The sequence below is a fragment of the Roseburia sp. OM02-15 genome (genome assembly GCF_003481835.1).
In the GTDB taxonomy this organism is placed as follows: Bacteria; Bacillota; Clostridia; order Lachnospirales; family Lachnospiraceae; genus Eubacterium_I; species Eubacterium_I ramulus_A.
The window spans coordinates 117,076-142,529 of sequence record NZ_QULX01000006.1 but is presented as its reverse complement, the minus strand read 5'-3'; the positions used below and the strand labels follow the sequence as shown (position 1 = coordinate 142,529).

At 36.2% G+C, this 25,454-nt stretch carries 32 protein-coding genes; 31 read left to right on the top strand and 1 reads right to left on the bottom strand.

Annotated features, from left to right (window positions below; genetic code table 11):
• Positions 1–5: 5 nt before the first annotated feature.
• The 17 genes from DXB15_RS08060 to DXB15_RS07975 all read left to right on the top strand — a co-directional run bounded on the left by DXB15_RS08060 (position 6) and on the right by DXB15_RS07975 (position 13,703).
• Positions 6–4,931 carry a helicase-related protein gene (locus tag DXB15_RS08060; RefSeq protein WP_118702595.1) on the top strand — a complete coding sequence of 1,642 codons (4,926 nt, stop codon included), beginning with the start codon at positions 6–8 and terminating at the stop codon, positions 4,929–4,931.
• Between the two features lie 61 nt (positions 4,932–4,992).
• Entirely contained in the window at positions 4,993–6,510 is a 1,518-nt protein-coding gene (locus DXB15_RS08055) for a DNA cytosine methyltransferase (RefSeq protein WP_118702594.1), read from the top strand.
• A 39-nt stretch (positions 6,511–6,549) separates the two neighbouring features.
• Positions 6,550–6,855, top strand: coding sequence for a hypothetical protein (locus DXB15_RS08050; protein ID WP_147404786.1), 306 nt, complete (start codon positions 6,550–6,552; stop codon positions 6,853–6,855).
• Between the two features lie 158 nt (positions 6,856–7,013).
• Complete coding sequence (locus tag DXB15_RS08045; RefSeq protein WP_118702592.1) at positions 7,014–7,301, top strand: hypothetical protein; 288 nt, start codon at positions 7,014–7,016, stop codon at positions 7,299–7,301.
• A 15-nt stretch (positions 7,302–7,316) separates the two neighbouring features.
• Positions 7,317–8,156, top strand: a complete 840-nt coding sequence (locus DXB15_RS08040) for a hypothetical protein (RefSeq protein ID WP_118702591.1) — start codon at positions 7,317–7,319, stop codon at positions 8,154–8,156.
• Entirely contained in the window at positions 8,107–8,364 is a 258-nt protein-coding gene (locus DXB15_RS08035; protein WP_118702590.1) for a hypothetical protein, read from the top strand. Before DXB15_RS08040 ends, DXB15_RS08035 begins: the two co-directional genes overlap by 50 nt.
• A gap of 102 nt (positions 8,365–8,466) precedes the next feature.
• Complete coding sequence (locus tag DXB15_RS08030; protein ID WP_118702589.1) at positions 8,467–8,658, top strand: hypothetical protein; 192 nt, start codon at positions 8,467–8,469, stop codon at positions 8,656–8,658.
• A 40-nt stretch (positions 8,659–8,698) separates the two neighbouring features.
• Positions 8,699–9,043, top strand: a complete 345-nt coding sequence (locus DXB15_RS08025; protein ID WP_118702588.1) for a hypothetical protein — start codon at positions 8,699–8,701, stop codon at positions 9,041–9,043.
• A gap of 436 nt (positions 9,044–9,479) precedes the next feature.
• Positions 9,480–10,046 (top strand): hypothetical protein, encoded by a 567-nt coding sequence (locus DXB15_RS08015; protein WP_118702586.1) that lies wholly within the window; start codon positions 9,480–9,482, stop codon positions 10,044–10,046.
• Positions 10,047–10,111: 65 nt separating this feature from the next.
• Entirely contained in the window at positions 10,112–10,540 is a 429-nt protein-coding gene (locus DXB15_RS08010) for a hypothetical protein (protein WP_147404785.1), read from the top strand.
• 18 nt (positions 10,541–10,558) lie between these two features.
• Positions 10,559–11,005: a hypothetical protein gene (locus tag DXB15_RS08005; RefSeq protein ID WP_118702584.1), complete on the top strand. Its 447-nt coding sequence runs from the start codon at positions 10,559–10,561 to the stop codon at positions 11,003–11,005.
• Between the two features lie 14 nt (positions 11,006–11,019).
• A complete protein-coding gene (locus DXB15_RS08000) occupies positions 11,020–11,346 on the top strand; it encodes a hypothetical protein (RefSeq protein ID WP_118702583.1) in 327 nt (108 codons plus the stop codon).
• Positions 11,347–11,418: 72 nt separating this feature from the next.
• Positions 11,419–11,643: a hypothetical protein gene (locus DXB15_RS07995; RefSeq protein WP_118702582.1), complete on the top strand. Its 225-nt coding sequence runs from the start codon at positions 11,419–11,421 to the stop codon at positions 11,641–11,643.
• Between the two features lie 18 nt (positions 11,644–11,661).
• Complete coding sequence (locus tag DXB15_RS07990; RefSeq protein WP_147404784.1) at positions 11,662–12,024, top strand: hypothetical protein; 363 nt, start codon at positions 11,662–11,664, stop codon at positions 12,022–12,024.
• 83 nt (positions 12,025–12,107) lie between these two features.
• Positions 12,108–12,299 carry a hypothetical protein gene (locus tag DXB15_RS07985; RefSeq protein ID WP_118702580.1) on the top strand — a complete coding sequence of 64 codons (192 nt, stop codon included), beginning with the start codon at positions 12,108–12,110 and terminating at the stop codon, positions 12,297–12,299.
• 262 nt (positions 12,300–12,561) lie between these two features.
• A complete protein-coding gene (locus tag DXB15_RS07980) occupies positions 12,562–13,452 on the top strand; it encodes a hypothetical protein (RefSeq protein WP_118702579.1) in 891 nt (296 codons plus the stop codon).
• 35 nt (positions 13,453–13,487) lie between these two features.
• A complete protein-coding gene (locus DXB15_RS07975; protein WP_118702578.1) occupies positions 13,488–13,703 on the top strand; it encodes a hypothetical protein in 216 nt (71 codons plus the stop codon).
• Between the two features lie 373 nt (positions 13,704–14,076).
• Here DXB15_RS07975 and DXB15_RS16815 read toward each other — a convergent pair whose 3' ends face one another.
• Entirely contained in the window at positions 14,077–14,289 is a 213-nt protein-coding gene (locus tag DXB15_RS16815; RefSeq protein ID WP_147404783.1) for a hypothetical protein, read from the bottom strand.
• Positions 14,290–14,858: 569 nt separating this feature from the next.
• On the opposite strand from DXB15_RS16815, the gene DXB15_RS07970 reads away from it, so the two are divergent.
• The 14 genes from DXB15_RS07970 to DXB15_RS07915 all read left to right on the top strand — a co-directional run bounded on the left by DXB15_RS07970 (position 14,859) and on the right by DXB15_RS07915 (position 25,010).
• Positions 14,859–15,191: a hypothetical protein gene (locus DXB15_RS07970; RefSeq protein WP_118702577.1), complete on the top strand. Its 333-nt coding sequence runs from the start codon at positions 14,859–14,861 to the stop codon at positions 15,189–15,191.
• 23 nt (positions 15,192–15,214) lie between these two features.
• Positions 15,215–15,472, top strand: coding sequence for a hypothetical protein (locus DXB15_RS07965; protein ID WP_118702576.1), 258 nt, complete (start codon positions 15,215–15,217; stop codon positions 15,470–15,472).
• A gap of 37 nt (positions 15,473–15,509) precedes the next feature.
• Entirely contained in the window at positions 15,510–15,731 is a 222-nt protein-coding gene (locus DXB15_RS07960; protein ID WP_118702575.1) for a hypothetical protein, read from the top strand.
• A gap of 24 nt (positions 15,732–15,755) precedes the next feature.
• Positions 15,756–16,733, top strand: a complete 978-nt coding sequence (locus tag DXB15_RS07955; protein WP_118702574.1) for a tyrosine-type recombinase/integrase — start codon at positions 15,756–15,758, stop codon at positions 16,731–16,733.
• Positions 16,734–16,811: 78 nt separating this feature from the next.
• Positions 16,812–17,105: a hypothetical protein gene (locus DXB15_RS07950; protein WP_118702573.1), complete on the top strand. Its 294-nt coding sequence runs from the start codon at positions 16,812–16,814 to the stop codon at positions 17,103–17,105.
• A gap of 97 nt (positions 17,106–17,202) precedes the next feature.
• Positions 17,203–17,400 (top strand): hypothetical protein, encoded by a 198-nt coding sequence (locus DXB15_RS07945; RefSeq protein ID WP_118702572.1) that lies wholly within the window; start codon positions 17,203–17,205, stop codon positions 17,398–17,400.
• Positions 17,397–17,567 (top strand): hypothetical protein, encoded by a 171-nt coding sequence (locus DXB15_RS16940; RefSeq protein ID WP_158582217.1) that lies wholly within the window; start codon positions 17,397–17,399, stop codon positions 17,565–17,567. Before DXB15_RS07945 ends, DXB15_RS16940 begins: the two co-directional genes overlap by 4 nt.
• Positions 17,568–17,737: 170 nt before the next feature.
• A complete protein-coding gene (locus tag DXB15_RS07940) occupies positions 17,738–19,795 on the top strand; it encodes a hypothetical protein (protein ID WP_118702571.1) in 2,058 nt (685 codons plus the stop codon).
• A gap of 84 nt (positions 19,796–19,879) precedes the next feature.
• On the top strand, positions 19,880–20,536 hold the full coding sequence (locus tag DXB15_RS07935) for a hypothetical protein (RefSeq protein ID WP_118702570.1): 657 nt from the start codon (positions 19,880–19,882) through the stop codon (positions 20,534–20,536).
• Positions 20,537–20,815: 279 nt separating this feature from the next.
• Positions 20,816–21,130, top strand: a complete 315-nt coding sequence (locus DXB15_RS07930; RefSeq protein ID WP_118702569.1) for a hypothetical protein — start codon at positions 20,816–20,818, stop codon at positions 21,128–21,130.
• A gap of 6 nt (positions 21,131–21,136) precedes the next feature.
• Complete coding sequence (locus tag DXB15_RS07925; protein WP_118702568.1) at positions 21,137–21,460, top strand: hypothetical protein; 324 nt, start codon at positions 21,137–21,139, stop codon at positions 21,458–21,460.
• Between the two features lie 57 nt (positions 21,461–21,517).
• Positions 21,518–23,515 (top strand): NAD-dependent DNA ligase LigA, encoded by a 1,998-nt coding sequence (gene ligA, locus DXB15_RS07920; RefSeq protein ID WP_118702567.1) that lies wholly within the window; start codon positions 21,518–21,520, stop codon positions 23,513–23,515.
• 10 nt (positions 23,516–23,525) lie between these two features.
• Complete coding sequence (locus DXB15_RS16935; RefSeq protein ID WP_158582216.1) at positions 23,526–23,690, top strand: hypothetical protein; 165 nt, start codon at positions 23,526–23,528, stop codon at positions 23,688–23,690.
• A gap of 60 nt (positions 23,691–23,750) precedes the next feature.
• The gene (locus DXB15_RS07915; protein WP_118702566.1) at positions 23,751–25,010 is read left to right on the top strand and encodes a reverse transcriptase domain-containing protein; all 1,260 of its coding nucleotides are present in this window, start codon (positions 23,751–23,753) and stop codon (positions 25,008–25,010) included.
• The last annotated feature ends 444 nt before the right edge of the window (positions 25,011–25,454 follow it).

The following is a 25,454-nucleotide window of genomic DNA, read 5'->3' as shown; positions in this document are numbered from 1 at the left end:
AATATATGCACGTAAAGAAAAATAGATTTTTCTTTATGTTTTGGAGAGCGTTATCCAAACATGAAGAGAAAGCAAAAGTAAATGAAGGTTCTGAACAAATATCATTTCATGATTTATTTATTCAAAAAACAGAGGTAGAAGAAAAAAGCAATATGATTTCTACTCTTAAGGATTTTGTTCAGAAAGCAAAAAGTGCTTTAAAAGGTAAGAAGGAACGTTATTCTTCAAACTTAAAAGCCATATGTACCTTAAGGCAGATTGAAAATGAAAAAAGATTCGCAACAGCGGAAGAGCAGGAGTTATTAGCTCAGTATTCAGGCTGGGGTGGAGTAACAGAAGCTTTTGATTTTTCAAAGGATGATTGGAAAAAGGAAAGTACGGAGTTAAAAGAGAAACTGTCGGCTGAAGAGTATGAAAATGCCCGCGCAACTGTAACAGATGCTTTTTATACTGACACAGAAATAGCAAAGTATATGTGGGAAACATTGCAACGCTTCGGTTTTCATAAAGGAAACCTTTTGGAGCCGTCCATGGGAATTGGAAATTTCTTTTCCGTAATGGAACTGAAAAATGATGACGTGAAACGATATGGGGTTGAAATTGATCCGCTGACGGGACGTATTGCAAAGCAATTATACCCAAAAGCTAATATCCAGATTAAAGGGTTACAGGAAACCAGGTTTGAGAATAATTTCTTTGATGTGGCTATCGGAAATATTCCTTTTGGTGAATTTAAGGTAAACGATGTGAAATATAATCGTTTCAATCTTTTTATTCATGATTACTTTATTGTAAAGGTATTGGATCTTGTCAGACCTGGAGGAATCATTGCATTGATTACTTCAAAAGGAACCATGGATAAGGCTGATTCTTCGGTGCGGAGATTGATGGCTCAAAAGGCATCACTCATTGGAGCTGTCAGATTGCCAGATAAAGCATTTCATCACTCAGGAACAAAGGTTACGTGCGATATTCTGTGTTTTCAGAAAAAAGACCATGCAACCGATGATGAACCGGAATGGTTAGAAACTGGTTTTATTGATGGCTATCGTGTGAACAACTATTTTTTATCACACATGTCAAATATGCTTGGAAGTATAGAAGCAGTAACACGATTTGGTAGTGATAGAAAAATGTATACGATTTCCAATAAGGATTTTCATCCAGATATGGTAAAAGATATCTTGGATAGTTTTCATGCAATACTTCCAGAACCTGTACTAGATGAAGATTTGGCAGGCAAGGATATTGTTCCGGCAGATCCGGATGCAAAAAACTACACCTATGTAGTTCAAAATGGAAAAGTATTTTTTAAAGAAAATTCCATTATGCGTCGTGTGAACGGGACAGTAATTACAATGCAGCGTATCATCGCACTGGATAATATCCGGAAACAGGTAAGGGAACTGATTGCACTACAGTTGAACGATAGCGATTCATTAGCAATTATTCAAAAGCGACAGCAATTAAACCATTCCTACAATCAATTTGTTGATAAATACGGATATATTACATCCAGACAGAATAAAAGTGCATTCCGAGAGGATGCAGATTTTCCATTACTATCAGCATTGGAAATCGTAAATGAAGATGATCATACAGTCACTAAAGCAGATATTTTCTCAAAACGGACTGTAGTACCAGAGAAAATGGTGGTTCATGTAGACACTGCTGTTGAAGCTTTAAACTGTAGCCTGAATGCCTATGGCAAGGTGAATCTTGATTATATGGCAAAACTGTACAGTAAATCAAAAGATCATATTGTAAAGGAACTAAAAGGAAGAATTTTTGGGATTCCCGGCACTTATGATTCAGAATCTGGGGATATACGTTATCAGACATCAGAAGAATACCTTTCTGGAAAAGTAAAAGATAAACTGTTGGTTGCTATTCGTGCATCACAGGAATATCCAGAAGTATTTACTGAAAATGTAGAAGCATTAAAGGCTGTACAACCAGAGGATATTCCGGCAGGTGATATAGATGTACAGATTGGCACCACATGGGTAGAACTTGCTGATTATGAAGCATTTCTGTATGAGACATTAAAAGTACCAGAATATATGCGATTTTCCCGTGAATTGCAGTCATATAATAACCGGTATTATCGAAGACCTAATTATATTATGATCGAAAAAGATGATAGTAAGCAGGCATTTTTTATCGAAAATAAAAAAATGCAGGCACATTCGGTTATGGCTACAAAAACATTCGGTACCGAACGGATGAATGCCTATGAAATTTTTGAACGGGCATTAAATCTGAAAGATGCCGTCGTGAAAGATGCGTCTGAGGATGAACATGGCAATGTCAAATATGTGGTAAATCAGAAAGAAACAATTCTGGCAAAAGAAAAATTACGTCTTTTGCAGGAAAAATTTAGAGAGTGGATTTTTGAAGATGCCGAACGACGTGAAAAATATGTGAGGTATTATAATGATACCTTTAATACGATTCGTCTGAGAGAATATGATGGAAGCTATTTGACATTTCCAGGAATGAATCCAGATATTGAATTAAAGGATCATCAGAAGAATGCGGTAGCACGTATTTTATCTGGAAAAAACACCTTGCTGGCCCATGTAGTGGGCGCCGGTAAGTCCTATACAATGATTGCAGCGATAATGGAGCAGCGTAGACTTGGTCTTACAACAAAACCTGTTATTGTGGTGCCAAAATCATTAGTGGGACAGATGGCTGCAGAATTTTTACGGTTATATCCGGCAGCTAATATACTGGTAACGACTGAAAAAGATTTTTCCAAACAGAACCGAAAGCGATTTGTGGCAAGAATTGCCATGATGGATTTTGATGCTGTAATCATGAGTCATTCACAGTTTGAGAAGATCCCGTTATCTCCAGAGTATCGAAAGAAACAGATAAAAAATGAAATATTTAATGTTACAACAAGCATTGAGCTTGCATCTGCTTCTGGCGACAACAACTGGTCTGTCCGCTCACTGGAGCGCACCAAGAAAAGTCTGGAGGCAAAATTGGAAAAATTAAACAATGATTCTCAGAAAGATACCGATAATATCTATTTTGAGGATCTTGGCTTTACCGCAATGTATGTTGATGAGGCTCATTCGTATAAAAACCTCAGTGTTTATACGAAAATGGCAAATGTTGCTGGTATCAATACGATTACAGCGCAGAAAAGCATGGATATGTTAATGAAATGTCGGTATATCAACGAGAAAAATCACGGGAAAGGCATTGTATTTGCTACTGGAACACCGGTAAGCAATACCATGTGTGAACTCTATGTAATGCAGAATTATCTGCAATATGATGAGTTGGAACGTACAGGATTAAATGTATTTGATGCGTGGGCTGCCAATTTTGGTGAAATTACCACTGCATTAGAATTAACCGTGGAAGGAAGCGGTTTCCGATTTAAAAGCAGGTTTAACAAATTCCGTAATCTTCCTGAGTTGATGACGTTGTTCAGAGATATTGCCGATATTAAATTGGCCAAAGACCTGAATCTTCCAGTGCCGGCTTTAAGGACAGGGAAAAGCATTATTGTGGAAAGTGAACCAGACGAGTATACGAAAAAGGTCATGGATGAGTTTGTAGAACGTGCAGATGCAATCCACAAAGGATTAGTAGATCCGTCTAAAGACAATTTCCTTAAGATTACCCATGAAGCAAAATTGCTTGGTACGGATGCAAGGTTGTTAAATCAGGATGCCCCTATGAATCCAGACGGAAAACTTTTGAAAGTATGTGCGAATGTACTGAAAGAATACCGAATGGCAGAAAAGAAAGGTATTATCGGAACACAGTTGATATTTTCTGACATTGGAACCCCAAGTAAGGAGCATTTCAATGTATATGATTTTATTAAGGCCACATTAATTGAATGTGGTATTTCGGAAAATGAGATCAGGTATATTCATGACGCAAAAACAGATGATGCAAGGAAAAAACTGTTTGAGCAGATGCGAACGGGTACCGTAAAAATCCTGATTGGATCTACAGATAAATGCGGCACAGGCGTTAATGTTCAGACACATCTTGTTGCACTGCATCATGTGGATTGTCCGTGGAAACCATCAAGTATCGAACAAAGGGAAGGACGTGGTATCAGACAGGGAAATCTTAACCCTGAAATTGCTGTATACAGATATGTAACTAAAGGAACTTTTGATGCTTATTCCTGGTCATTAGTAGAGAATAAGCAGAGATTTATTAGCCAAGTTATGACCTCAAAAGTCGTAGCCAGAAATTGCGAGGACGTGGATGAGGCAACATTATCATATGCCGAGATTAAAGCAGTTGCTACCGGCAATCCTTTAATCAAGGAAAAAATGGAACTGGATAATGAGGTTTCAAAACTGAAACTGATGAAGGCAAGCTATCGTAATGATAGATATTCATTGGAAAAACAGTTTACTGAAACAATTCCAGAAAAAATTAAACTTTGCAATAAGTATTTGGATAACCTTCGAAAAGACATCGAAATGCGTAAGCAAAACACGGAATATCAGGAAGATGTTCCGGTATGGAAAGTTCTGATAAATGACATTCCTTATACTACATCAAAGGAAGCAAAAGAAGCTTTAGAACCGTTAATGATTGAAAGTCTTACAAATCCAGAAATCACAATCTGTGAGATTGCTGGATTTAAGATCAGAAGAGCTCGTAATTATATTTCACCTGCGTTTACGATTATTGGTCACAATACATATGAAGTGGATTTGCTGAAGTCAACAAGTGGAAATTTATCCCGGTTGACTACGCTTATATATGAAACTTTAGATAATAAGGTGGATGCGTATGAGAGACGTTTGGAACAGTTACAGGCTGATTTAGACAATGCGAAGACATTGTATGAAAAACCTTTTGAAAAGAATGAGGAATTGAACCAGAAAATGGAGCGCCTAACTGAGCTGAATACAATCCTTCAGCTTGATAAGGCATCATAAAGTAAAGTTTTAAAAGTGCCTTGGAAACAGGGCACTTTTCTTTAGAAAGGCAGGAAAAATAATGAAAGAATTACCATTAGTAATAGATTTTTTTGCAGGAGGCGGTGGTGCATCCGTCGGTATTGAAATGGTTCTGGGGCGTCAGGTAGACATCGCAGTTAATCATGATCCGGAGGCAATACGAATGCATACAGTAAACCACCCTAACACGTTGCATTTGACGGAAGATATATTCAAAGTAGATCTTTCGGAATACATAAAAGGAAGAAAAGTGGGGTTATTATGGGCCAGTCCCACATGTACCCATTTTTCAAGAGCAAAAGGCGGAACACCTTTGAGTGAACAGCTACGGGTACTGCCGTGGTCTGTTTACAAACATGCAAAGAAATTTGCACCATCTGTCATATGTATGGAAAATGTATGTGAAATAAAAAACTGGTGCCGGTTAGAAGATGGAAAGCCAGTAAAAGGGGAAGAGGGTACGGAATATAACCGTTTTATAAATGCAATGAGATCACTTGGATATGAATTTGATTCAAGGGAGCTTGTTGCCGCTGATTATGGCGCCCCTACTACTCGGAAAAGATGGTATGCGATTTTTCGGAATGATGGTAAACCAATCAACTGGCCAGAACCTACACATAGTAAAAATGGTGCTAAAGGTTTAGAACCATGGGTTCCGGTTCATACCGTTTTGAATCTGAGTGATTTTGGGAAGTCAATCTTTGACCGCAAGAAACCATTGGCAGAAAAGACATTGCGCCGTACAGCAGCCGGACTTAAAAAGTTTGTATTTGAATGTGATAATCCTTTCATCTATCAGATACAAACATCTGAATCGGCACCTTTTATGATTCAGGTAAATCATGGTGGAGAAAATTTCAGAGGGCAAAGTCTTACTGAACCACTTCCTACAATAACAACCAAACACGGATTTGGTATCGTTTCACCCAGAATAGAGCGAATAGAAGGAATCGTTCAAGGTTTAGAGAAGCGCAATAAGAAAAATGCATTAATCGCCTCGTTCATAGAAAAATTTTATAAATCAGGTTCTGGGCAGAGTATGCATGATCCAATACATACAATCACGACAAGTCCTGGCCATTTTGGCATGGTTTCAGTGCAGATGATAAAAAAGGATGTACTTCTGAAAAATGGTGTTTCGGAAGAAACTATAAAAAAATGCAACTGGGTTGCGCAGTATATGATTGAATATTATGGATGCAGCATAGGATCTTCTATGTATGATCCGCTTCCTACTGTTGTGACTAAGGATCGTTTTGCACTGATCACGGTTCTTGGAACAGATTATGTTCTCCTGGATATATATTTAAGGATGTTATCACCGGAAGAATTGAAAAAAGGACAGGGATTTCCTGATGATTATATTATTGATCGGGACATCAATTGGAAAAAATATAAAAAGTCTGAACAGGTGGCGCGAATCGGTAATAGCGTGGTACCTGAAATGGCAAAACTTTTAGTAGAAGCAAACTGCAGCTACTTAAAAGTAGGGGAACGGATACCATGTATAAATATTGATACAGAAGCATCCGGACAGTTAAAAATGATAGTATAAGAAAGTGAGAGAAATATGAAACACATTGGAAAAGTAATTATGGACGAGTTATTAACAGACGATGTCCATGAAATAAAATCTAAAATAAGAATTGACGAACAAAAGATAATGAATGTCCTTTCTGTTCCTGGGTATTATGCCAAATTCATACCAGATACGGCAGATTCGGAAGCAGATACAGCTATCATAGCAGTACAGATGCCAAATGGAATTGTTTCTGTATCATTAGAAATCACTGGAACAGAAGTAGGAGAAAAAATTATTGCTGAAAATAGTAAAAATGCCATTTTGGCGGCAATTGATAAAAAAAATATTGAATACTGGCAGGAAATGAAAAAAAGATAGTACAATTTCTGTCTATTCACTAAAAATAAATGACTATGTTTTGCAGAATAGTTCTTATTTTTAGTATTTACTTATGTATAACAATTCAATATTTTATTTTGGTCGAAAGACCTGAGAGCCACCCCTGCGGGTGGCTTTTTTCAGAAAGGAGAAAAGTGATGACAAAAGAAATGATTAAAAAAGGAATCCAGGAGGGAACTATTTCCTTTGAAGATTCGTATGGCGGCTGTATCGAATTATGCTGTCGCATAGGAGAAAATGCATTTTATTTTGCATCTCCTGATGTCTGCTATTTATCAAAGGATCAGTTTTTAGCAAAATATTCTATGAGCGAAATCGTAGATATGCTTTTTGCTGTTTTAGAAAATGAGCAATCAGCAGAAAGATATGGGATAAATGTTGATGAATTTTCATACTATGAATTTCTCATTAACTATATTCGCTAATAGAAAGGAGTACGTATGAAAATAAAATATCACGAATATGGAAAAGGAACTGAATATGGAGAGGATCACAGATTAACAGATAACTGGAATCCTGATAAAGATTATGGGAATGAGTATGTTAATGTATATTTTAATATTGATACGCCTTCCTATGATTTCCGAACATCTTTTGAAACAAATGAAGATGCAAAAAAATGGCATAACGAAGTCAGCAATGTCATTTATTCGTGCCAGATAGAGGAAGGAACTGCTATGGAAATGGACCGTGATAAATGTAAATCTGGTTGTTTATATCCACATCCGCAGCAAATTAGTGGGACAATTAAGAAAAATGATGTTAAGAAAGTGGCAGAAGCCATTGACCATATGGCACTTTCCTCTATTCGTTGGGTAGATATCCGGCAAACAGTGTACGATATTCCCGACAGTCAATATTTGGAGTATCTGGATAGTAAACAGGATGACATCCGAAAACTGATTTTTAAATTTGCATCTACTAATAGAACTGCAAAATACTGTAGGAAAATCGATGTTTTAAGAAGAGTTGCTGATCATGTACGTTTGCAAAGATTGTTTGAAAACGATGGTAAAAATTACGGTTCAGGCATGACCATAGAATATGTAGAGAACATCGCAGATACGATGGTGCAAGAAGGTCTACTTATAATTACCGTAAAAGATAATTGTACCTATATCCGGAGTTTGAATAAAACAGAACAGAAAAAATATCGGAAAACAATATATTTGCCGAGTGATAGGTATGTTAGAAATATGTATTTCATTAGGTTAGAAAGGCGGTATCTATATGTCAAAACCAAAAGTAATATCTCAATGGCGAAAATTCTACAACAATAAAATGATTAATATTGTTGTTAAACATTCTGATTGGTGGTATCAAGCTTTTATAGACGACAAACCAATCACAAGGGCAGAAGTCTTGTGTGAAAAATTGGAAGATATTTTATATGGCAATGGATGTCAGAAAAGGAATAAAGGAAGTTTTATGTACAAGAAAAATGTCAATTTAGTAGATTGGCAAAAAATAGATTGGGATAAAATTTGAACAAAAACGTGTAAAAAATACATGATTGAACTCGGAATCACAAGGCGAACCAAGTTATTTGGCACTTGAGTATTATGGGTAAGAAATGGAGGAATTTTCAATATGGATAAAGAAGGCTTCATGGACTATATTAAAGAAGAATTTCCAGGTGTAATAGACGCACATTGGAATTGGGATTTATTAGATAATATCATTGAATATGCCACGTCGAAATATACGGGGCAAAAATTGATAGAGTTTTTAATGCAGATCATTCCAGAGGTTACATTTGAAGAATATGTAAAGTATATATAAAAAGCTAACTAACTTTCAGAAGAATATGAGGAAAAATTTTATGTTAAAAGTAAATGAATGTGCAGATGTATGGAAAAATATAGTCAAATTATATAACAAAACCAAAGATAAAAGTCCGGTAGTAACAATAGAACAAATTCTGGAGAGATTTGGAAAGGAAACAACAGAAGAAGTATTTGCTACCGTAGCAGCAATAAAAGCGGGAGACGGGCGCATTTACGGAAAGAATCGCGAATATATGAACAGCATAACAATTAATCCAGATGCTGTTGTTATGTCAGAGTGCAACAATCCAATGATGTATTGTGGATTGGATGATATTCACAGCGCACATATTGATCAGATGATTACTGAATTAAGATCTATTTGCCAGTTTTTAAAATGATAAAACGAGTGGTAGATGATCATTAAGGATGTTTAGTATGGACTATTTTGCAATAAGATTAAGCAATGTTACAGATTCGTATTACGGATTTGTTGTAGCTGTATTAACATATGTAAAGAAAAAACAGTCCAGACGGTGGAACATTTTATGGACAATCACCCATCTGCATTGTCTGCGGATATACTTGAATTTATATCGGCACAAGACGATTTTTATGAAGATGCAGCATGTGCACATGCTGATGCTGTCTAAGTTTTAGAGATTTTAAATATAGTCAATCATAAATATGGTTGGCTATATTTTTTTAAGTCAAGCATTGCAAAATAAGCACAGATATTAGTAATTATATGATGTAGTATACAAAATCATTTTAATTGGTTGAGAAACCTGGCCACCCAGTATGGGTGGTTTTTTTATTGAAAGGAGAAAAAGGAAAATGAAACAATTATTAGCAACCTTCGAAGTAGAAGGAAAAAGGTTTAGTGTTTTTGGAGCTTACAGTCTCGAAACCATTAAATTCGACGAAAAGGATTTTGCATATCCTGAATTTTACGATCTGTCCAGTACAACGATTTTAGACGGAAAGCCTAAAAATTACAAACCATCTGGTAGCACTTTCGACGGCAGATCATATGATATAACTGATATGATCAGTGGATTCATAAGTGATCAGATGTTTGGAGAAAAGGTATATAAAAAAATATATCTTGAAGACAAGCTGACAGATCTTGTAGATCAATATCGCAAAAATACCGTAGCAGTAAAAGGAAATGATATAGCTACATACATTCTGTACGGACATAATCTTGATTTGTATAAACTTGAGATTGTGACAACAGAATATATGTACTATTCAGCAGATGATAGCATATTAATGTTCAACGCAAAAGATTGTCAGCTTATAAGTGATAATTATTTTGCAGAAATTGGGTTGTGGGATTCGATGGAGGCAATAAAAGTTGGTAAAGAAAAAATTCTTTGGGGAAATCTACCAATGGAATAAAATGATGAAATGGAGGAAATATTGATGAAAAAAGAAGCGGATTATGAAGTGGGTATGGAATTTGTATGGAATGGCCTGGTGAGGTTCCAGAAGTGGAAAAAATTTTAACACTTATAAAACAGGCACCGGGCGTATTTAAAAAATTACAAGACTGCTTTCCGGGGAAAAAAGATAAGGACTTTACCATTGAAGACATATTAATAACATATGTTGAAGAAAAAGGTGAATTTGGCTTCGGATTATTAGGCGAGATTCTCTATGAAGTTATTAAAGAGAGGGAAAATATCTCACTTTCTGTAAAACAGGATTTAAATTTAGTTGTCTACCTTCTATATATTCCACATTATCCATGGGAAAAAATATCAAATATAGAAAGCAGTTTAACTGAAGAAAAATTATCAGTGATTTACAGAAAATATCTGAGATTTGTTGTAGATCCAGGCACTATTAATGAATATATAATGCCGGGACATCTTAAATTTACTTTAATGTAGTAGGGAAAGAAGGAAAAAATGTCAAAATATAATGAATTAATGAAAAGTAACTATTTTGCGCTAAAAAATAATACATGTGAAAATGAACTCAGAAATATAGTGAGTAGTGTACTTGCTTATGATGACGTTCAGATTTTCAGCCGTGTAAAGGACGAAAAACAAACCTATGCGATAGGATGTGCCAGTAATGTCCTCGGGATTTACGATAAGGATAAAGGACATCCGGATATGGGCACCCTGTATAGAAAATTGCAGGAAATAGTAGCACCGGATGATGCAATCATCCTTTTTGCAGCAGGAAATGACGGACTGGATTATGTAACCGGCTCTTTTACCTGCATTACTGCGAATGACATCAAATATGTTGATATGGAAAAATTAGCGGTAAAAACGGCAGCAAACATGTTGGATAATCCGGAATATGGAACAGAATGTAGTTATTACATAACCGCAGATGAAGTCTGAAAGGAGCTGTTGGCATGAGTCAAAAAGCCGTTTTTGTTAGAATTAATGGACAGTTATTGCCAAAGATTTTCTCAACTGTTCCAGATTACAATGATGCGGTAAAATTATGTATGCATTGTGATTCGGTATCATTAGGCAAGAATCTCCAGTTAGATTATGAATGGATTGAAATTGGGGATGGAAAAAGTGGAGTAGATACATTTTATGACGATAATCTGTTACTATTTTTATATAACACCTTCGGATATGAAGATATCCTGAGAAGTGCTGGTGATGCTGTCAGGACAGTGGAACAGGGAAGTTACACTATATCTTGTGAGACTTCTGAAATGCTTGCGTAAAGAAATGAATAAATTATTACACCTCTGAATTTATTTTCAGGGGTGTAATTGTATTATGGGAGGAAATATATTATGATGTTATCTGTGCGTTGTTATAAAATTAAAAAGTCTGACAGACAGCCAGTTTATAAAACATATCGTTATCCAGCTTTTGATACCTGTGTAGATGGCGATAATATTGGTGAAAAATTCAATAAGGCTTTTAAAATACTGAAGGAAGAAATCAATGAAGACAGAAATCACAATGACTTGAATCTATATGAGAGTATTGTGATTGCAGATGTTTGGATAAGCTAATTGAAAGGATTTATTTTTATGATATGTAAAATAACATATATCGCATTTGATGGAACAGAATTTTCAGATGCTGCTAAATGTAAAGAATATGAAGAAAAGCAGCTTACTGAAAAGGAAGTTTTTCTGGAAAGAGAAGCAAAAACTGTAGGCGAAAATCTGTGGTGTAAATATTTTCCAGATATCAGCCCACAAAATGTTAAGCTGAAATCTGGACAGGAACTGCATTGGTTAGAGAAAGAAATTCCGGAGATTATATTGAAAAGTGATATACACCCATCTCTTGAGATGATCAAAAGAGATATCCTTTCATTATCGGAAAAATCTGGTACGAGACTCCTGGAAAAATTGAATTTCGAAGAAATACGGAAACAATGTCAATAATAATCATTGAAGAAAGTATCACGATTATTATTGACATCCATAGAATAAAGTATTTGAACAAAATCAATGTGGAGGATCAAAAGATGGCAGCTAGAAAAACAGCACCAAGAGCTACAACAGCTAAAAAAGCAGTAGAGGCAAAACCTGCTGCACCAGAAAAATTTGATGAAGCTGAATTAACCAACAAAGCGATCGATCAGTTCCATTCCGATGAAGCAGGAACAGATGTGAAAAAAATCACATTATATCTGAAACCGGAAGAGGATGCCGCATAATATGTAATTAATGAGCAGTATACAGGAAAAATTGAATTATAAGCTTTTAAATGATTAAGCTTTAGATGTAGTGCGACCGAATACAGACAAAAAGATCTGTATTCGGTCTTTTTTTTCCATTAACAATGCAAATATTGCAAAATATATCCGGTTGATAGTAATTTTATATTAGCTACATTGAATCATTAAGACATGTGGTTTTTGTCCTATATTTTTGTCAAACATGTCATGTCTGACCATATTTTCAGGAGGGTAGAGAAAAATGTACCACAAAGAAAGAAACGACTTTAATCAATATCACACAATAAAAGCAGAAACATATTATGAAAATTCAGACCAGTTTAATCATGGATCAGATGAAAACGATTTGGTATTAGATGAGGGAAACTACGTTTTGCCGGATCAGAACGTATCAGTGCAACAAAAAGATGAGAAAAAGAGTTCGTTTATCGGAATCTTTATTGCAGTATGGTTTATTGGCTCAATCATATATATGGCTGTAATAAGCAATCATCAGGATATTTATAAAACAGAAAAAATTTGTTTGTGTGCTGGGCAACTTTTTCTTGTATTGGGTGTGATATTCCTTATTTCTGCATTGATGAAAAAAGTGAAAATGAGTAAGTCTACTTATCAAAAAACAACAATCGGAATGCCGATTCTTTGTGTTTTGATTGGAATAGGTCTTGTCATTTTCAGCGGTATAAGAATCTGGGGGAATACGTCTGAAAAGGAAACCCTTGAAATGGCAGTACCACATATTTTAGTATGGTTGTTTATCATTGTAGGTATTGGAATGTTAAGTCAGGCAATTTTTCAACTACATGAAAAAAAGCAACGATGTACGATACCTGTGAACGTTACTTGTGACATGATAAAGAAAAAGATTGCTCATGATGGTGAAAATAGAACAAGAGTATATTCTCCGGTCTGGAAAGGGTACCTATCTGGCAGTTACAGAATATTTGAGTGTAGTACATATACAAACAGAAGATATCATGAAGGACAAATGGAAACCATCTTGGTAAATCCATCTGACTTCGCAGAATATATCGATACTATGGACAGGTCCAGTAAGAAAATTCAGATTATCCTTGGGTGTGTATTTACTATCGTGGGTGTGGTTGCTGAATACTCGTTGCTTATGGGGTAAATTCTACAGTAAAATTAAGGAGAGGAGCAGGAAAGATGACTAAAGAAAAAATGGCTTTGGAGGAGCAGGTTAAGGAAATACGGTCTTTTGTAGATGGACGCTTCAGTGCAAAAAAACCAATCAGTACAGAAGATGACAGAACAGATGATACAGAATGGATTTGTCCTTCCTGCCTGAAAAAATATCGGGATCAGCATAATTATTGCCCGAACTGCGGACAGAAGATAGCTTGGGGAAATGAAGCAGAATAGCATAATACAAAATTATAATCTTGAAAAACTGAATGCCACACCAGTGGTGTTCAGTTTTTTTATGCCTAAAATAAAAAAATAATGAAAAAATATAGTAAATGTTGTTGCGAAACCAGCAGTACGATTCGTATTTATTAATGTAGGGCATGATACGGACCGCACGCTACGGTATATGCATGTGAAAAGATTTACATTACCGGAAGAGATAGATCTTCCGTTTTCCTCAGTAATATGACTTTGGTAATAGCCTTTAACGTCTACACAAGTACATGATACTTAATTATGTCCCAGTATTAACAATCTGTGTGGTACGTATCATTCCTATTAAGAGTGGCATAATGAATAGCGTCGTAATACAACAAAATATGCGAAGCTATTCTTTATGTATAAATCCATGTGCCTGTGTTTTTCTTCTTATGTACGGCCTGGACATATATATTCCCTTCGGGAAGTGGCTGCTGGAGTTTTTGGAAATCCTCGGAGTTTGTGACGATCTTTTGTTTGTATTTCTTCCTGTTCCGGCAATTCCATATTTTTCCCTTTGAGAGATGTTGTTGAATGGTATCAGATTTTTCCTTTTTCTCATTGTTATTTTCTCACCATTTCACAATATTCTTTCATGTTCTGGAAGAGAGTAGGAGTCTGGCTGCTGCCTCTCATAGACTGAATAAATCAGGAAAAGAGAAAAGAGAGAATACAGGAGAACGTGGGTGTCAACATCTTATTTGATGAAGAAATGATTCTTCGTCATAATAGATCCTTTCTTATTATCACCGTTTCGTCCTGCTGCCAAACCCTCATACTATTCAAATTTAAGGTAGCAGGAAAGCGAAGCGGTAAAGAGTAAAAGGAAAGAAGAGAGATAAGAGAGGAAAAAATATAGGAGAAGAAAGAGAAGAGTAGAGGGGGAGAGAGAAATAGAAGAGAAAAATATAAGAGAAAAGAAAGAAATAGAAAAGTGCAGACGGCAGTTATCCCGGAATAATGGCAGAAATAAGCCGGAAAAAAGAAGAAATACATCAAAAATGCCTCACCGGATGCCAGGAATGCAGCGAAGAGAAAACATGCCCGTTTGGATATATGTATAGAATAACGTCGCATATATTTATATAGAACGAAGTAATTATTAGCAATTTTATCAGAAAGGGGAAGGCTATGATTGAAAATTACAGAATTGAATTGCGTTATGCCAGAGCAGAAGCAACTGGTGAATACGAAATCACAAGAAGGAATACTCGCAGGAAAAAGACCGTACTTGTGGAACGCTATAAAACCCCGGTCGGTTTATTTCTTCCAGATGAATGGCTGCAGCTTGCTCTCAAAGCTATTGAAGATGCAGGCAAAAATAAATTGCTGGAACAGATCAAAGATTATACCCGGGAACATGCGGCATGGATACACTCAGAAAAGGATGTCGAATTCCACGCAGTAGATTGTTTATGCTCTGGAGCATATCGGTATTGGGAAAACTTTCATTACGAAGAATAATACATGAAAGGATGGTGTCGTATATGATGCGCTTTTACTCTGATTTTGACAAATTCGAACAGAAAGCCAGAATGTGTGTGGTCAAAGAATATGTACAACTGGATGCTGATCTTTCAAATTTTGAAACGCTCAGAATGATGAGCCCGGATGAAATGAATCAGAAAGTCAAACGTTACAAAGGACTTCGGGCAATCCTGACACAATTTTATCTTGCCGACTGTGGATATGTATACGATGAAGTTCATGAACGTTGGTACATGGAATCCGACCAAAAGGAATAATGCCTACCTGTTCGGCAGCAGAAATAAGGAGCAAAAAATGTTTGAAGACTTAAAGAAAGAAGAGTTAGCGGTAATTTTTCAGGATTATACGCTTTCTCATAATGATGGGAGAATGTGCGAAAGCCTTGTTCCTTTTGCAGAAGAATATCGGAGAACATCCGGTATGAATGACCTGCTTCCACTGTATGTTGCATTGGAAATTGTATGCAAGGACTTTTTTGAGGAAGTGGCAAAGAGATTTTTTGAATATGATAACTAATTTTTATGAAAGGAGCTGATAAACGTGTCTTATGCTTATTATACGGAGAGCTATGAAAGCAAATTATTTGATGATCTGAAAAAATCCATTAATGCGGTTCTTACGGATCTCCCAGAATATTGTGCTTCTTTTTTTCAGGACATGGCAGATGCCGGCAAGAAGAACCGGACCATCCTGTGCTATTTGCTGGATATGAAAACATTTTTTTATTATATCAAGCAATCACATACTTATTTTTCAGATGTTGCACTTAAAGATATCCCGGTATCATTTCTGGCCACGATTGAACCGGAAGATATAGAATCCTATCTGCTCTGGCTTGAAAACTATAGCATGGACGGGGAAGTTTTCCGGAACAGTTCTCATGGAAAGCGTCGGAAATTAACTTCGTTACGCAGCTTTTTCATGTTCCTGAACAAAAGACGTTATATCAGGTCAAATCCAGCGATCCTTGTAGATCTGCCCGGACAGGCTTCTAAAAGGCAGCAGGCATTTACTGTTGAACAGCGCAATGACCTTTGTGCTTACTTACAGGATCTGTTGGATGATGCACTGGATTCTGCGCAAGAGGAATTTGACAAGGAAGAGAGAAAAAGGAAAAAACGGGTACTGATGAAACCGTATTTTATCCGCCGGGATATTGCTATCATGGAGCTTTTATTTCTTGGCAAATTAAAATTGTATGAAATGCTTGCACTTGATGTGGATGATATTGACCTATCAGCAAAGCAGATAACAGTTTATGATTCCGATGCCACCGCCAAAAAAATCGGGTTTGATGAATCAACACGATTGGCACTGAATGAGTACCTGGAGAATGCAAGGACTTTCCTTTCGCCAAATGCACATAATGACCGGGCATTATTCATTTCAGCAAAACATACAAGAATATCTGCCAGAGCCGTTGAACGTATCATTAAGACATACACGACAGATTTATTTGGAGAAGATACATATTTTACACCATATGGTCTTTCAGAATCAGACAAGGAGATGTATTGATATGGGTAGTTTTTCATGGTTAAGAGCTGATACAATCACAAAACAGGATAATATCGTCTTCAGGACAGTTATAAGATTTTGATCCCGCAGGCATTCGGCGGAGGATGCATAAAAGATCACTATTATGATTGCGGCAGAGTATTTGAAGGTACTGATCACGAAGCGGATCTGTATGGCATCCTTGCTTATTGGAACCATTGCCCCGGGATGAAATACGATGGGGAAGAATATCCAACTACCATGCAAGATATTCTGGAGCATGGGAATACCTGTCTGCCTGAAAAACGGATGAAAGGATTATCTCTTTATGCAGGCTGCAGTCAGGAAAAAATTGCTGCCCTGGAATATCCGCTCAAACTTGTGTCAGCATGATATAAAGAAGCTTATGAAGAATGTGCAGATATCAGCTATACCGATCCGGCACAGGGGTTAAAAAGAACCTATCGTTCGTAATGGGAGAGAGCAGTAGATGAAACAAATAGATATGATTAAATCACAGATACAGGATATTGATGATCCAATGGAGCTGGCAGGTTTTTTGGATGGGATTAAGACTGCTGCGGCTATATATTGTCAAAAACATTTTCCGGACGAAGTCATATTTGAGAATGACAGATTAATAGAAATAACCATATATGGGATGTCCCACTATTTGGATTCGGCATGAAGATAACGATACGCGAAATTAATTACAAAGATGTTGAGGTGCCACATGATATTACAGATGCTGAAATTAAGGAATTGATTTGGGATGGTCAGATCATTGTCGGGGACACAGATGCTACTGATTATGAAGTAAAGTACAGTGAAGAGGATGGCTGGCATCCATTATAAGGTAGGGGGAAAAATACAATGAAAAACAGGGAAAGATAATTAACATTGATTTTCAGGGATTGCGTAGCTTCATAGATTCTTTACCAGTAAGTACATGGTCAGAAAAAATATTTCCAGATTCGTTATCTGATTCATGTAGTAAACTGATTGCCAAGGCGATCGAAGACGAAATGATCATTCCTGATACTGACTTTCCACAGTTTAAGGGTATCAAAAGGACTGTACAGAAGCAGATTTTTGAAAAATTTACTTCATGGATTAAATATACTGGGTATGATTCCGTAAAACATAACAGTGTCAAGAAACTAGAGAAGTTATTTCAGTACGCACGTACCTATGGTCAGTCAATCGAATACATCATAGTGGATGATACAATTGTCCTGCTTACTGCTGCTGGTGCATATTATGCATTTCCAGTAAGTTGTGTGCAAATACAGGCTTATCACAATTACTCAGATACACCAGTGCAGATGCTTGGTAATAGTAGTGACTTATCCGGTATGTTACCGGCAATAAGTGAAGAAAAGACTGAAAATTCCATCAGATCAGAGATTATGGATAAGCAGAAAGAAATCCAGGATGCGTTAAATGAAATTGCTGAAGAAAAGGAAGCACAGCGAATGGAAATCGAACGGATGAAAGCTGAAATCGAAGCCATGTATGCCAGCAAATTTGAACTTTTGAATCAGAAAAAAGCAGAACTTGAAATGACCAAACAGAAATTATCCAATGAACTGTTTGTGCTGGAAACTCAGATTTATGGAATCCGATGCTACTTTGGTGAAGTTGTTTCCTTTACAGCTGTTTCTGATGGCTGGAGTGCTGATCAGGAGATTCCGGTTGTTCTGTATCAGAAAATCCGCTTTTTAGACGAAGAATTGGCAAAATGGATGTCTATTTATGGATTTGATGGGGAAAACACCGACATGTTTGAGGAACTTATCCGAACCAGATCGGATATGAGAGAGTTCTTCTTTCCGGGTGAAAAATCAATCAGCCTGATACGTATCAGCAAGGATGGAAAATTATACCAGTCCCAATATGCACCCAGCACAGATGGGAAGCAGGTTATATTTAACAATATAATGAAAGAATATGCGCTGTATCATGGGGAAAGACTTGGAATCCTTGTAAGAAATGGCGAAAACTGCTATATCGGATGGACCGACGAAGATCAAATCTCTATATCAGATGGAAATGTATTTTTAACTCCGCAGGAAAAAAGGATCGATGAAGAAATTCCTGCCGAAGAGACAGACAGTTTTGGCCATACGAAAGAACGGAAAGGCATCCGCACAGATAAGAAAGAAATTGCATCCAGATATTTTTTATTTTCCATTATGCAGGGAGTGATTGATCATTCAAAACTGATTAGCCTGCCGGCAGGAGTAAAAGTTACTGCAGACAGTCCGTATGTTCAGTTCTCCATGGCAGATGCATGGTTGAAAGATACCAGATACGGAACATTGACTGATATATTAAAGAAATATAATGGACTTCTCCGGAAAGGTGATCATATCCTGACGCTATCTGGTCTTGGTGCAGAAGGGCATAAATACAGCAGATACAGTAACGACAGAGGAATCGGCTGCGCAAACCGTACGCACGATGTTTATGCTTCTAATAATACGATATATCCTGTGAATCTTGTTGTAAATACTACAAAGTATTTATATACCTTTGAGAAAAGGGATTACAAAAATTTCTCCAAAGAATACGGCAAGTGGAAAACATGCTCCTACCGATCAGAAAAGGCTACTTTTGAAGAATTTGTAAAAACTCCGGGGACTTGTTGGATATTTCCAGAAGAAACACAGTTCCGTAATATCAAACAGCAACATATTACTGAACAAAATGTATTTATTTCTTTAGAAAAAGATCCAAACTGGAGAACCGGTGCAGTCAGTACCGCCAATTTCCAGTTATATTCAGACGAATACATTAACCTGACATTCCTAAACACTGATTTGATCCGGTACGTATTAACCAATGGAGAACTTGGGACCGACTTCAAAAACCGCAATTTTTCTTCCTTCATTCCGTATCTTAACCACGCAATGGAAGTATTAAAAGAGCGGGAGGAAAAGGAAAAAGAGCTTATCCTGAAATATGTGTCAAATATCCCGGATAATTGGCGAATGCAGTTAAGCGATTGGAAAATAGCTTACAATATACATAAAATTTCTGACTACCAGGCTAAACGTTTTGTTAATAAGCTAATGAAATAGCATTTCTACTAAATAATTAAGTTTGCAAAACATCAACATATAGGTTATGATAAGATAAAAATATAACTGTACAAGGAGCATTTTATGAAAGATTTATTAAAGTTCAGTGATAAACATCCGATATTGCACAGTAACCTTTTGGGGATTAGTATAGCAGCCATAGTATATGCTATGTCATATATGCTCTTACATAACTATATAAAAAGTGTTTTGCTCGTATTTTTTTTATGGATGCCAGTAGGCGTACTGTTTATAATTCTTGAAAATATCATTTACAACAGACACACAAAAAAAGCAGAAGATTATTCATATAATATAGATTATAAACTAGAACTTTTAACGTATAATGCTATTGGTAAAAAAAAGGTGAAACGTAAATCTGATATCCAAAAATTTAGTAAATACACTGAGTGGAAAAAATATTTGGAAGAAAAACACCGTCTTCTTTTGAATCACGAGGATGCATATCATTATATGCTAAGAAAGTTAAGGATCAAAGAAAGTTTCAAGGACGCATTTATTTCTCTCTTAGTACCGTTTGAAATAGGCATTATTAGTATATTTTTTACTTTAAATATGTTAGAAAAAAATGCAGGAATGAAAACATGCTTATGTTTAATGGGTATTACCTTTTTTACGATGGGTATATTAATAAGCGATTATCAGAAGTGTAAGAATGAAATATATTTTATCAATGATTTTATAGACATTATATTTCCTCAATACTCAGAGAAAACATAATTATATTATAGGTAAACTTAAAATAGCACGTAATAGATACTATTCTTTCACATTCTAAAAATTTATTTAATTATTTAGAATTCGAATTGCAGAAATGCTCATATCTTTTGTAATTATTACATGTAAAATATATCATTAATCTTTTAATCCCCCTGTGAAGGGTTAGACCGGTCAAGCACCGGTCTATTTTTTTATCAATTTTCAGAAAGGAGACTAAATATACATTTAAAAAGATTTTGAATATTTTTTACAAATATTAATTTTCGGAGGAAATGAAAAATGAGTATTTTGTTAAAAGTAATCTTTAGTATTTATGTTCTGGGTGTTATTTATGAAATGGCGGCAAAAAAATCAGAGTATATTTCTCTGTTTGCCATGGGGATAAGCTGTAGTGTAATGATCAGCTATGTTGATCACTATACGACTCTTAATCTAAGCATCTTTCATGTGGGAATGTTTGTGTTTGTTATGTACGCATATATTTATAAAATTGTGCGTGATTACAAAGAGAAGCAGGAAAAAAAGAAAGAGCAGGAACGTATGGAACAAAAACGTTCGGAATTTCCACTCTATAACATAAAAAAGGGGGCATAAGGAAAAATGTATAATGAAGAGGAAGTTAATAAGTCTGCGTTGGTATACGTACCTATAATGCAGTCATTGTTTTTTCTCCAAGAAGGAGATGGCTCGCAACTGTCCCAGGAAGATTTGGACAATGGTTTTGATTCGTATATCGACTATAAAATCAATAAATATGTCGGTAACGGTCAAGATATATTATTTAAAGAAGGGGATGGCGGGTTATATTTGTACAACCGCCAAGATGTATGCTGTTGGAGCCAAATGATTGCACCTGCTATTGCAGATGCTTTCGATATCGAGCCACCTATAATCATTTATTTGGGAACTGGTGAAGTTCTTTAAGAAAAGACATAAAGGCTTCTGTTCTAACTGAAGCCTATTATAAGGAGAAATAAAAGGATGACCAAACAAGAATATAAGGATCTTGTAGAGACCTTAACCGTTTACAGTGATGCATATTATAAGGAAAACAAATCACTTATCAGCGATTTTGAATTTGATCTCATGATGATGGAATGCAAAAAAACAGAAAAGGAACACCCGGAATGGGTAGCTTCTGATGCTATAACACAAATCGTAGGAAGTGATCTGGTAAGTAATGATGGGAATGTAACTCATCACGTACCAATGCTATCTATTGAGGATGTTTTTTTGAAAGAAGATGTAGTCTGCTGGGTAGAAAAAGTATTACATGAACATCCAGATGCTATTTTTTCTGTGGAAGAGAAAATAGATGGCACCTCAGCAACGCTTCGTTATCAGAAAAATTCTGATTCTGGAATGGATTTGGTAATGGTTGAATCGAGGGGGGATGGTTATGTAGGTGTCAATAAAACCTATCTGGCTCCTGCAGTGGAAGATATCAGAACATCTTTAAATGAAGCCTTTGATTATCTCGAAATCAGAGGCGAAGTTTATATGAAACATGATAACTTCAACCGATATAATGAGCAAATGGAAGAGGAAGGGAAAAAAACTGCTGCCAATGCCCGGAATCTGGCATCAGGAACTTTTAACCTGAATGATCCGGAAGAGGCTGAAAAACGCGGACTTAACATGTTCATTTTCAATGTTCAGGATGGTCCCAAAGATATGATGCAGTCTCACATCAAAGCATTAGAGTATCTTAACAAAAAGTATGGTATTCCTGTTGTGAAATACTATAAATGCCATACGGCACAAGAAGTTCTTACTGCTATAGATGCAATTGGTGAAAGCAGAGGAAATCTTTCTTATGATATTGATGGTGCTGTAGTTAAAATTGATCAGATTGCGTACCGCGATGATTTTTCATCTGCCGCAAAATATTCAACTGGTCATATAGCCTACAAATATCCACCGGAAGAAAAAGAAACTGTTGTAACAGGAATTGAGCTACAGGTTGGTCGTACTGGACGTATTACACCAGTTGCCGTAATGCAACCGATTCATCTGTGTGGAACAACTGTTACACATGCAACTTTACATAATCAGGATTTTATCAATGAACTGGGGATAGATGTTGGTTGTTCGGTAGCAGTTTTTAAAAGCGGAGAAATCATTCCGAAGATCAAAACCGTTTCAAAAAGCACTGGAACGATCTATCAGATCCCAGATGTCTGCCCAGTATGTGGAGGTCATGTTAAGAAAGAAATTGATACAGCCGACTATCGGTGTACTAATCCTTCCTGTAAAGCTCAGTTATTCAGAAACATCATACATTTCGCAAGCAGAGATTGTATGAATATTAAAGGCTTGGGAAAAGAATTGATTGAAACTTTAATCAATGCCGGTTATGTCTCAAATTATACGGATCTGTATCGTCTGAAGGAGTTTCGTCAGGAGCTTGTAAATAGCGGTATTATTGGACGTGACAAAAACACAGACAATATTCTGCAGAATATCGAAGCTACAAAGGAAAATCCCCCAACAACATTGCTTGGTTCTCTTGGAATCTTAAATGTGGGAATTTCAACAGCGAAGTCCTTAATGAAATCTTTTTCATCCATAGATGAGATTGCTGCTGCTTCTGTAGAAGAACTTATGCAGGTGGACGATATCGGTGAAACGACTGCCGGTAATATTGTTGATTTCTTCCATGATTCTCAGACTGCAAAATTATATTTTGAACTGAAGGAGCATGGTTTAAAAACCTATGTGCCGGATAATGAGAAAAAGGAACAGACTTTAACAGGTATGACAATCTGTATCACAGGTTCACTAAATCATTATAAGAACCGGAAAGAATTACAGAATCTTCTGGAAGAACGTGGAGCAAAAGTAACAGGAAGTGTTTCATCCAAAACTACTGTATTGATAAATAATGATATTACAAGTAACAGTGGCAAAAATAGAGATGCAAAAAAGTATGGTCTTCCTATTATGGATGAAGAAACTTTCACAAATACATATTTATAAAGGAGAAAAAATGGAAAACTATCTTACAGAAGAATCGGTTGAATTACTATTGGATGAAATTATTGATGCAGTGGAATCTAATAGCACACGAGAGATGCGATTTGAGGAGATACGCAATATTCTGGTATCCCAGGGAATTATCGTAACCGATCGCGAGAAAGAGAACAAACATTAGAATTAGAAGAAAGGCGAAAAGAAAATTTTCGTCTTTTTTTATTATTTAGAAAGGGGAAAAATGGATTATTTATTGCAAAAGTTTTTCGAAAAAAAACGTTGGGAAAAAGGAATTTCTGATGCAGAACAAAAAGGGATTCATAAAAACTGTCTGATCAAGCTGTGTGATCCGCATATTCGTATTGCATTGTTACGTCGTATCATAGCAGATGAATATGAAATAGCACCTCCACATCAGCAGAAGATCCCGAAGGATAACAGAGATTTCAGAATTGTCTATATAAATGAAGATATAGACAGAGTATTCCTAAACATTGCAAACAATCTGCTTTTTGAGGAATTTCATGACATGATCCATCCGGCTTGCAAAAGTTATCAGACCGGTATTGGTTGTGGAAAGGTCGTAAAGGAAGTATCCAAACAGGTATCACATGCAGGTGGGGATGTAATCGGTTGGAAATCTGATCTTTCAAAATATTTCGATAGTGTGTCCATAGATCTGATTGATCAGGTCTTTGATAACATCGAAAAAAAAGTCGGGAAATCCAAAATTATCCATGTTTTAAGAAGATATTACCATTCGGGCCTTTGTTTCGATATAGAGGGAAATCTGGTAGAAAAATACCAGTCTCTGAAACAGGGATGCCCGGTTGCTGCATTTTTAGCAGACGTCCTGTTGTATGAAATGGATCAATACTTATCCAGTATGAATGGTTTTTATGTCCGATATTCGGATGACTGTCTTTACATCGGTTCTGATTACCAGAAAGCGATGGATGATATGCAGTTAATACTTACCGGATATGGTCTGACATTAAACCCGAAAAAGGTAGAATATCTTTCTCCTGACAAATGGTTTAAATTCCTTGGTTTTAATGTTAGAGGTGAATCCATTACATTGGGTAAAAAACGTGTGAAAACGTTTCAGAAGGAAATTGAAGAAAGGACCATTAAATCCAAGTACAAGCAGATGGCAAGTGCCGTTAGTGCCGTCCAGCGCTATCTATATAAAGGAGATGGCTGCTATAGCTGGGCAACATCCGTACTTCCAGTGATCAATGTTCAAACGGATATTGATACATTAAATTTGTTTGTTATGGATTGCATACGGGCGGTCGCTACCCAAAAAAAGAAAATAGGCGGGTTAGGTTCAGTAAGTAATGAATCACATAAAACAATCCTACGTGGAACAGGACGCAATGTAACTGCTAACAGGGCAAAAACGTCAAAAAACATTGACGGATATTATTCCCTCCGATGTATGCAGAATGCACTTTTAACAAATCGCGCCCTGTATGACACTTTAATAAGATTAATGTAAAAAAGGATTTGTGCTGATCCATTTATCTGTTCAGACCTAACTTCAATTACGCAGGCTGACAATGAGCAGCTGCTGTATCAAATCCGGGTTACCAACCAGGATTAGCTACAGCCGCAGCTAACACAGCCTGCCTAATATCAAAATTTTAAAGAAAAGCACATTTAGGTTCGAACAGATAAAAAAGAATGTACCTATTGTTTGTTACAGACTGTACTAATTCAGAATCACCGTAATATAGGATATGTCAAACCCTCAGTCAGAAGCTTATCAGCTTCCAACTAAGGCTTTGACATCCATACAACGGTATTTCATCAAATTATTAAAGCAAGGTACGTCGTACAGCTGTAACAATATGTAAAGAAATGCTAAAAACATATACTGGCTCTATAAATTCAATACGTGAGGCTAAATAATCCAAGAAGTCATCTCAAGCTGGAGTATCCT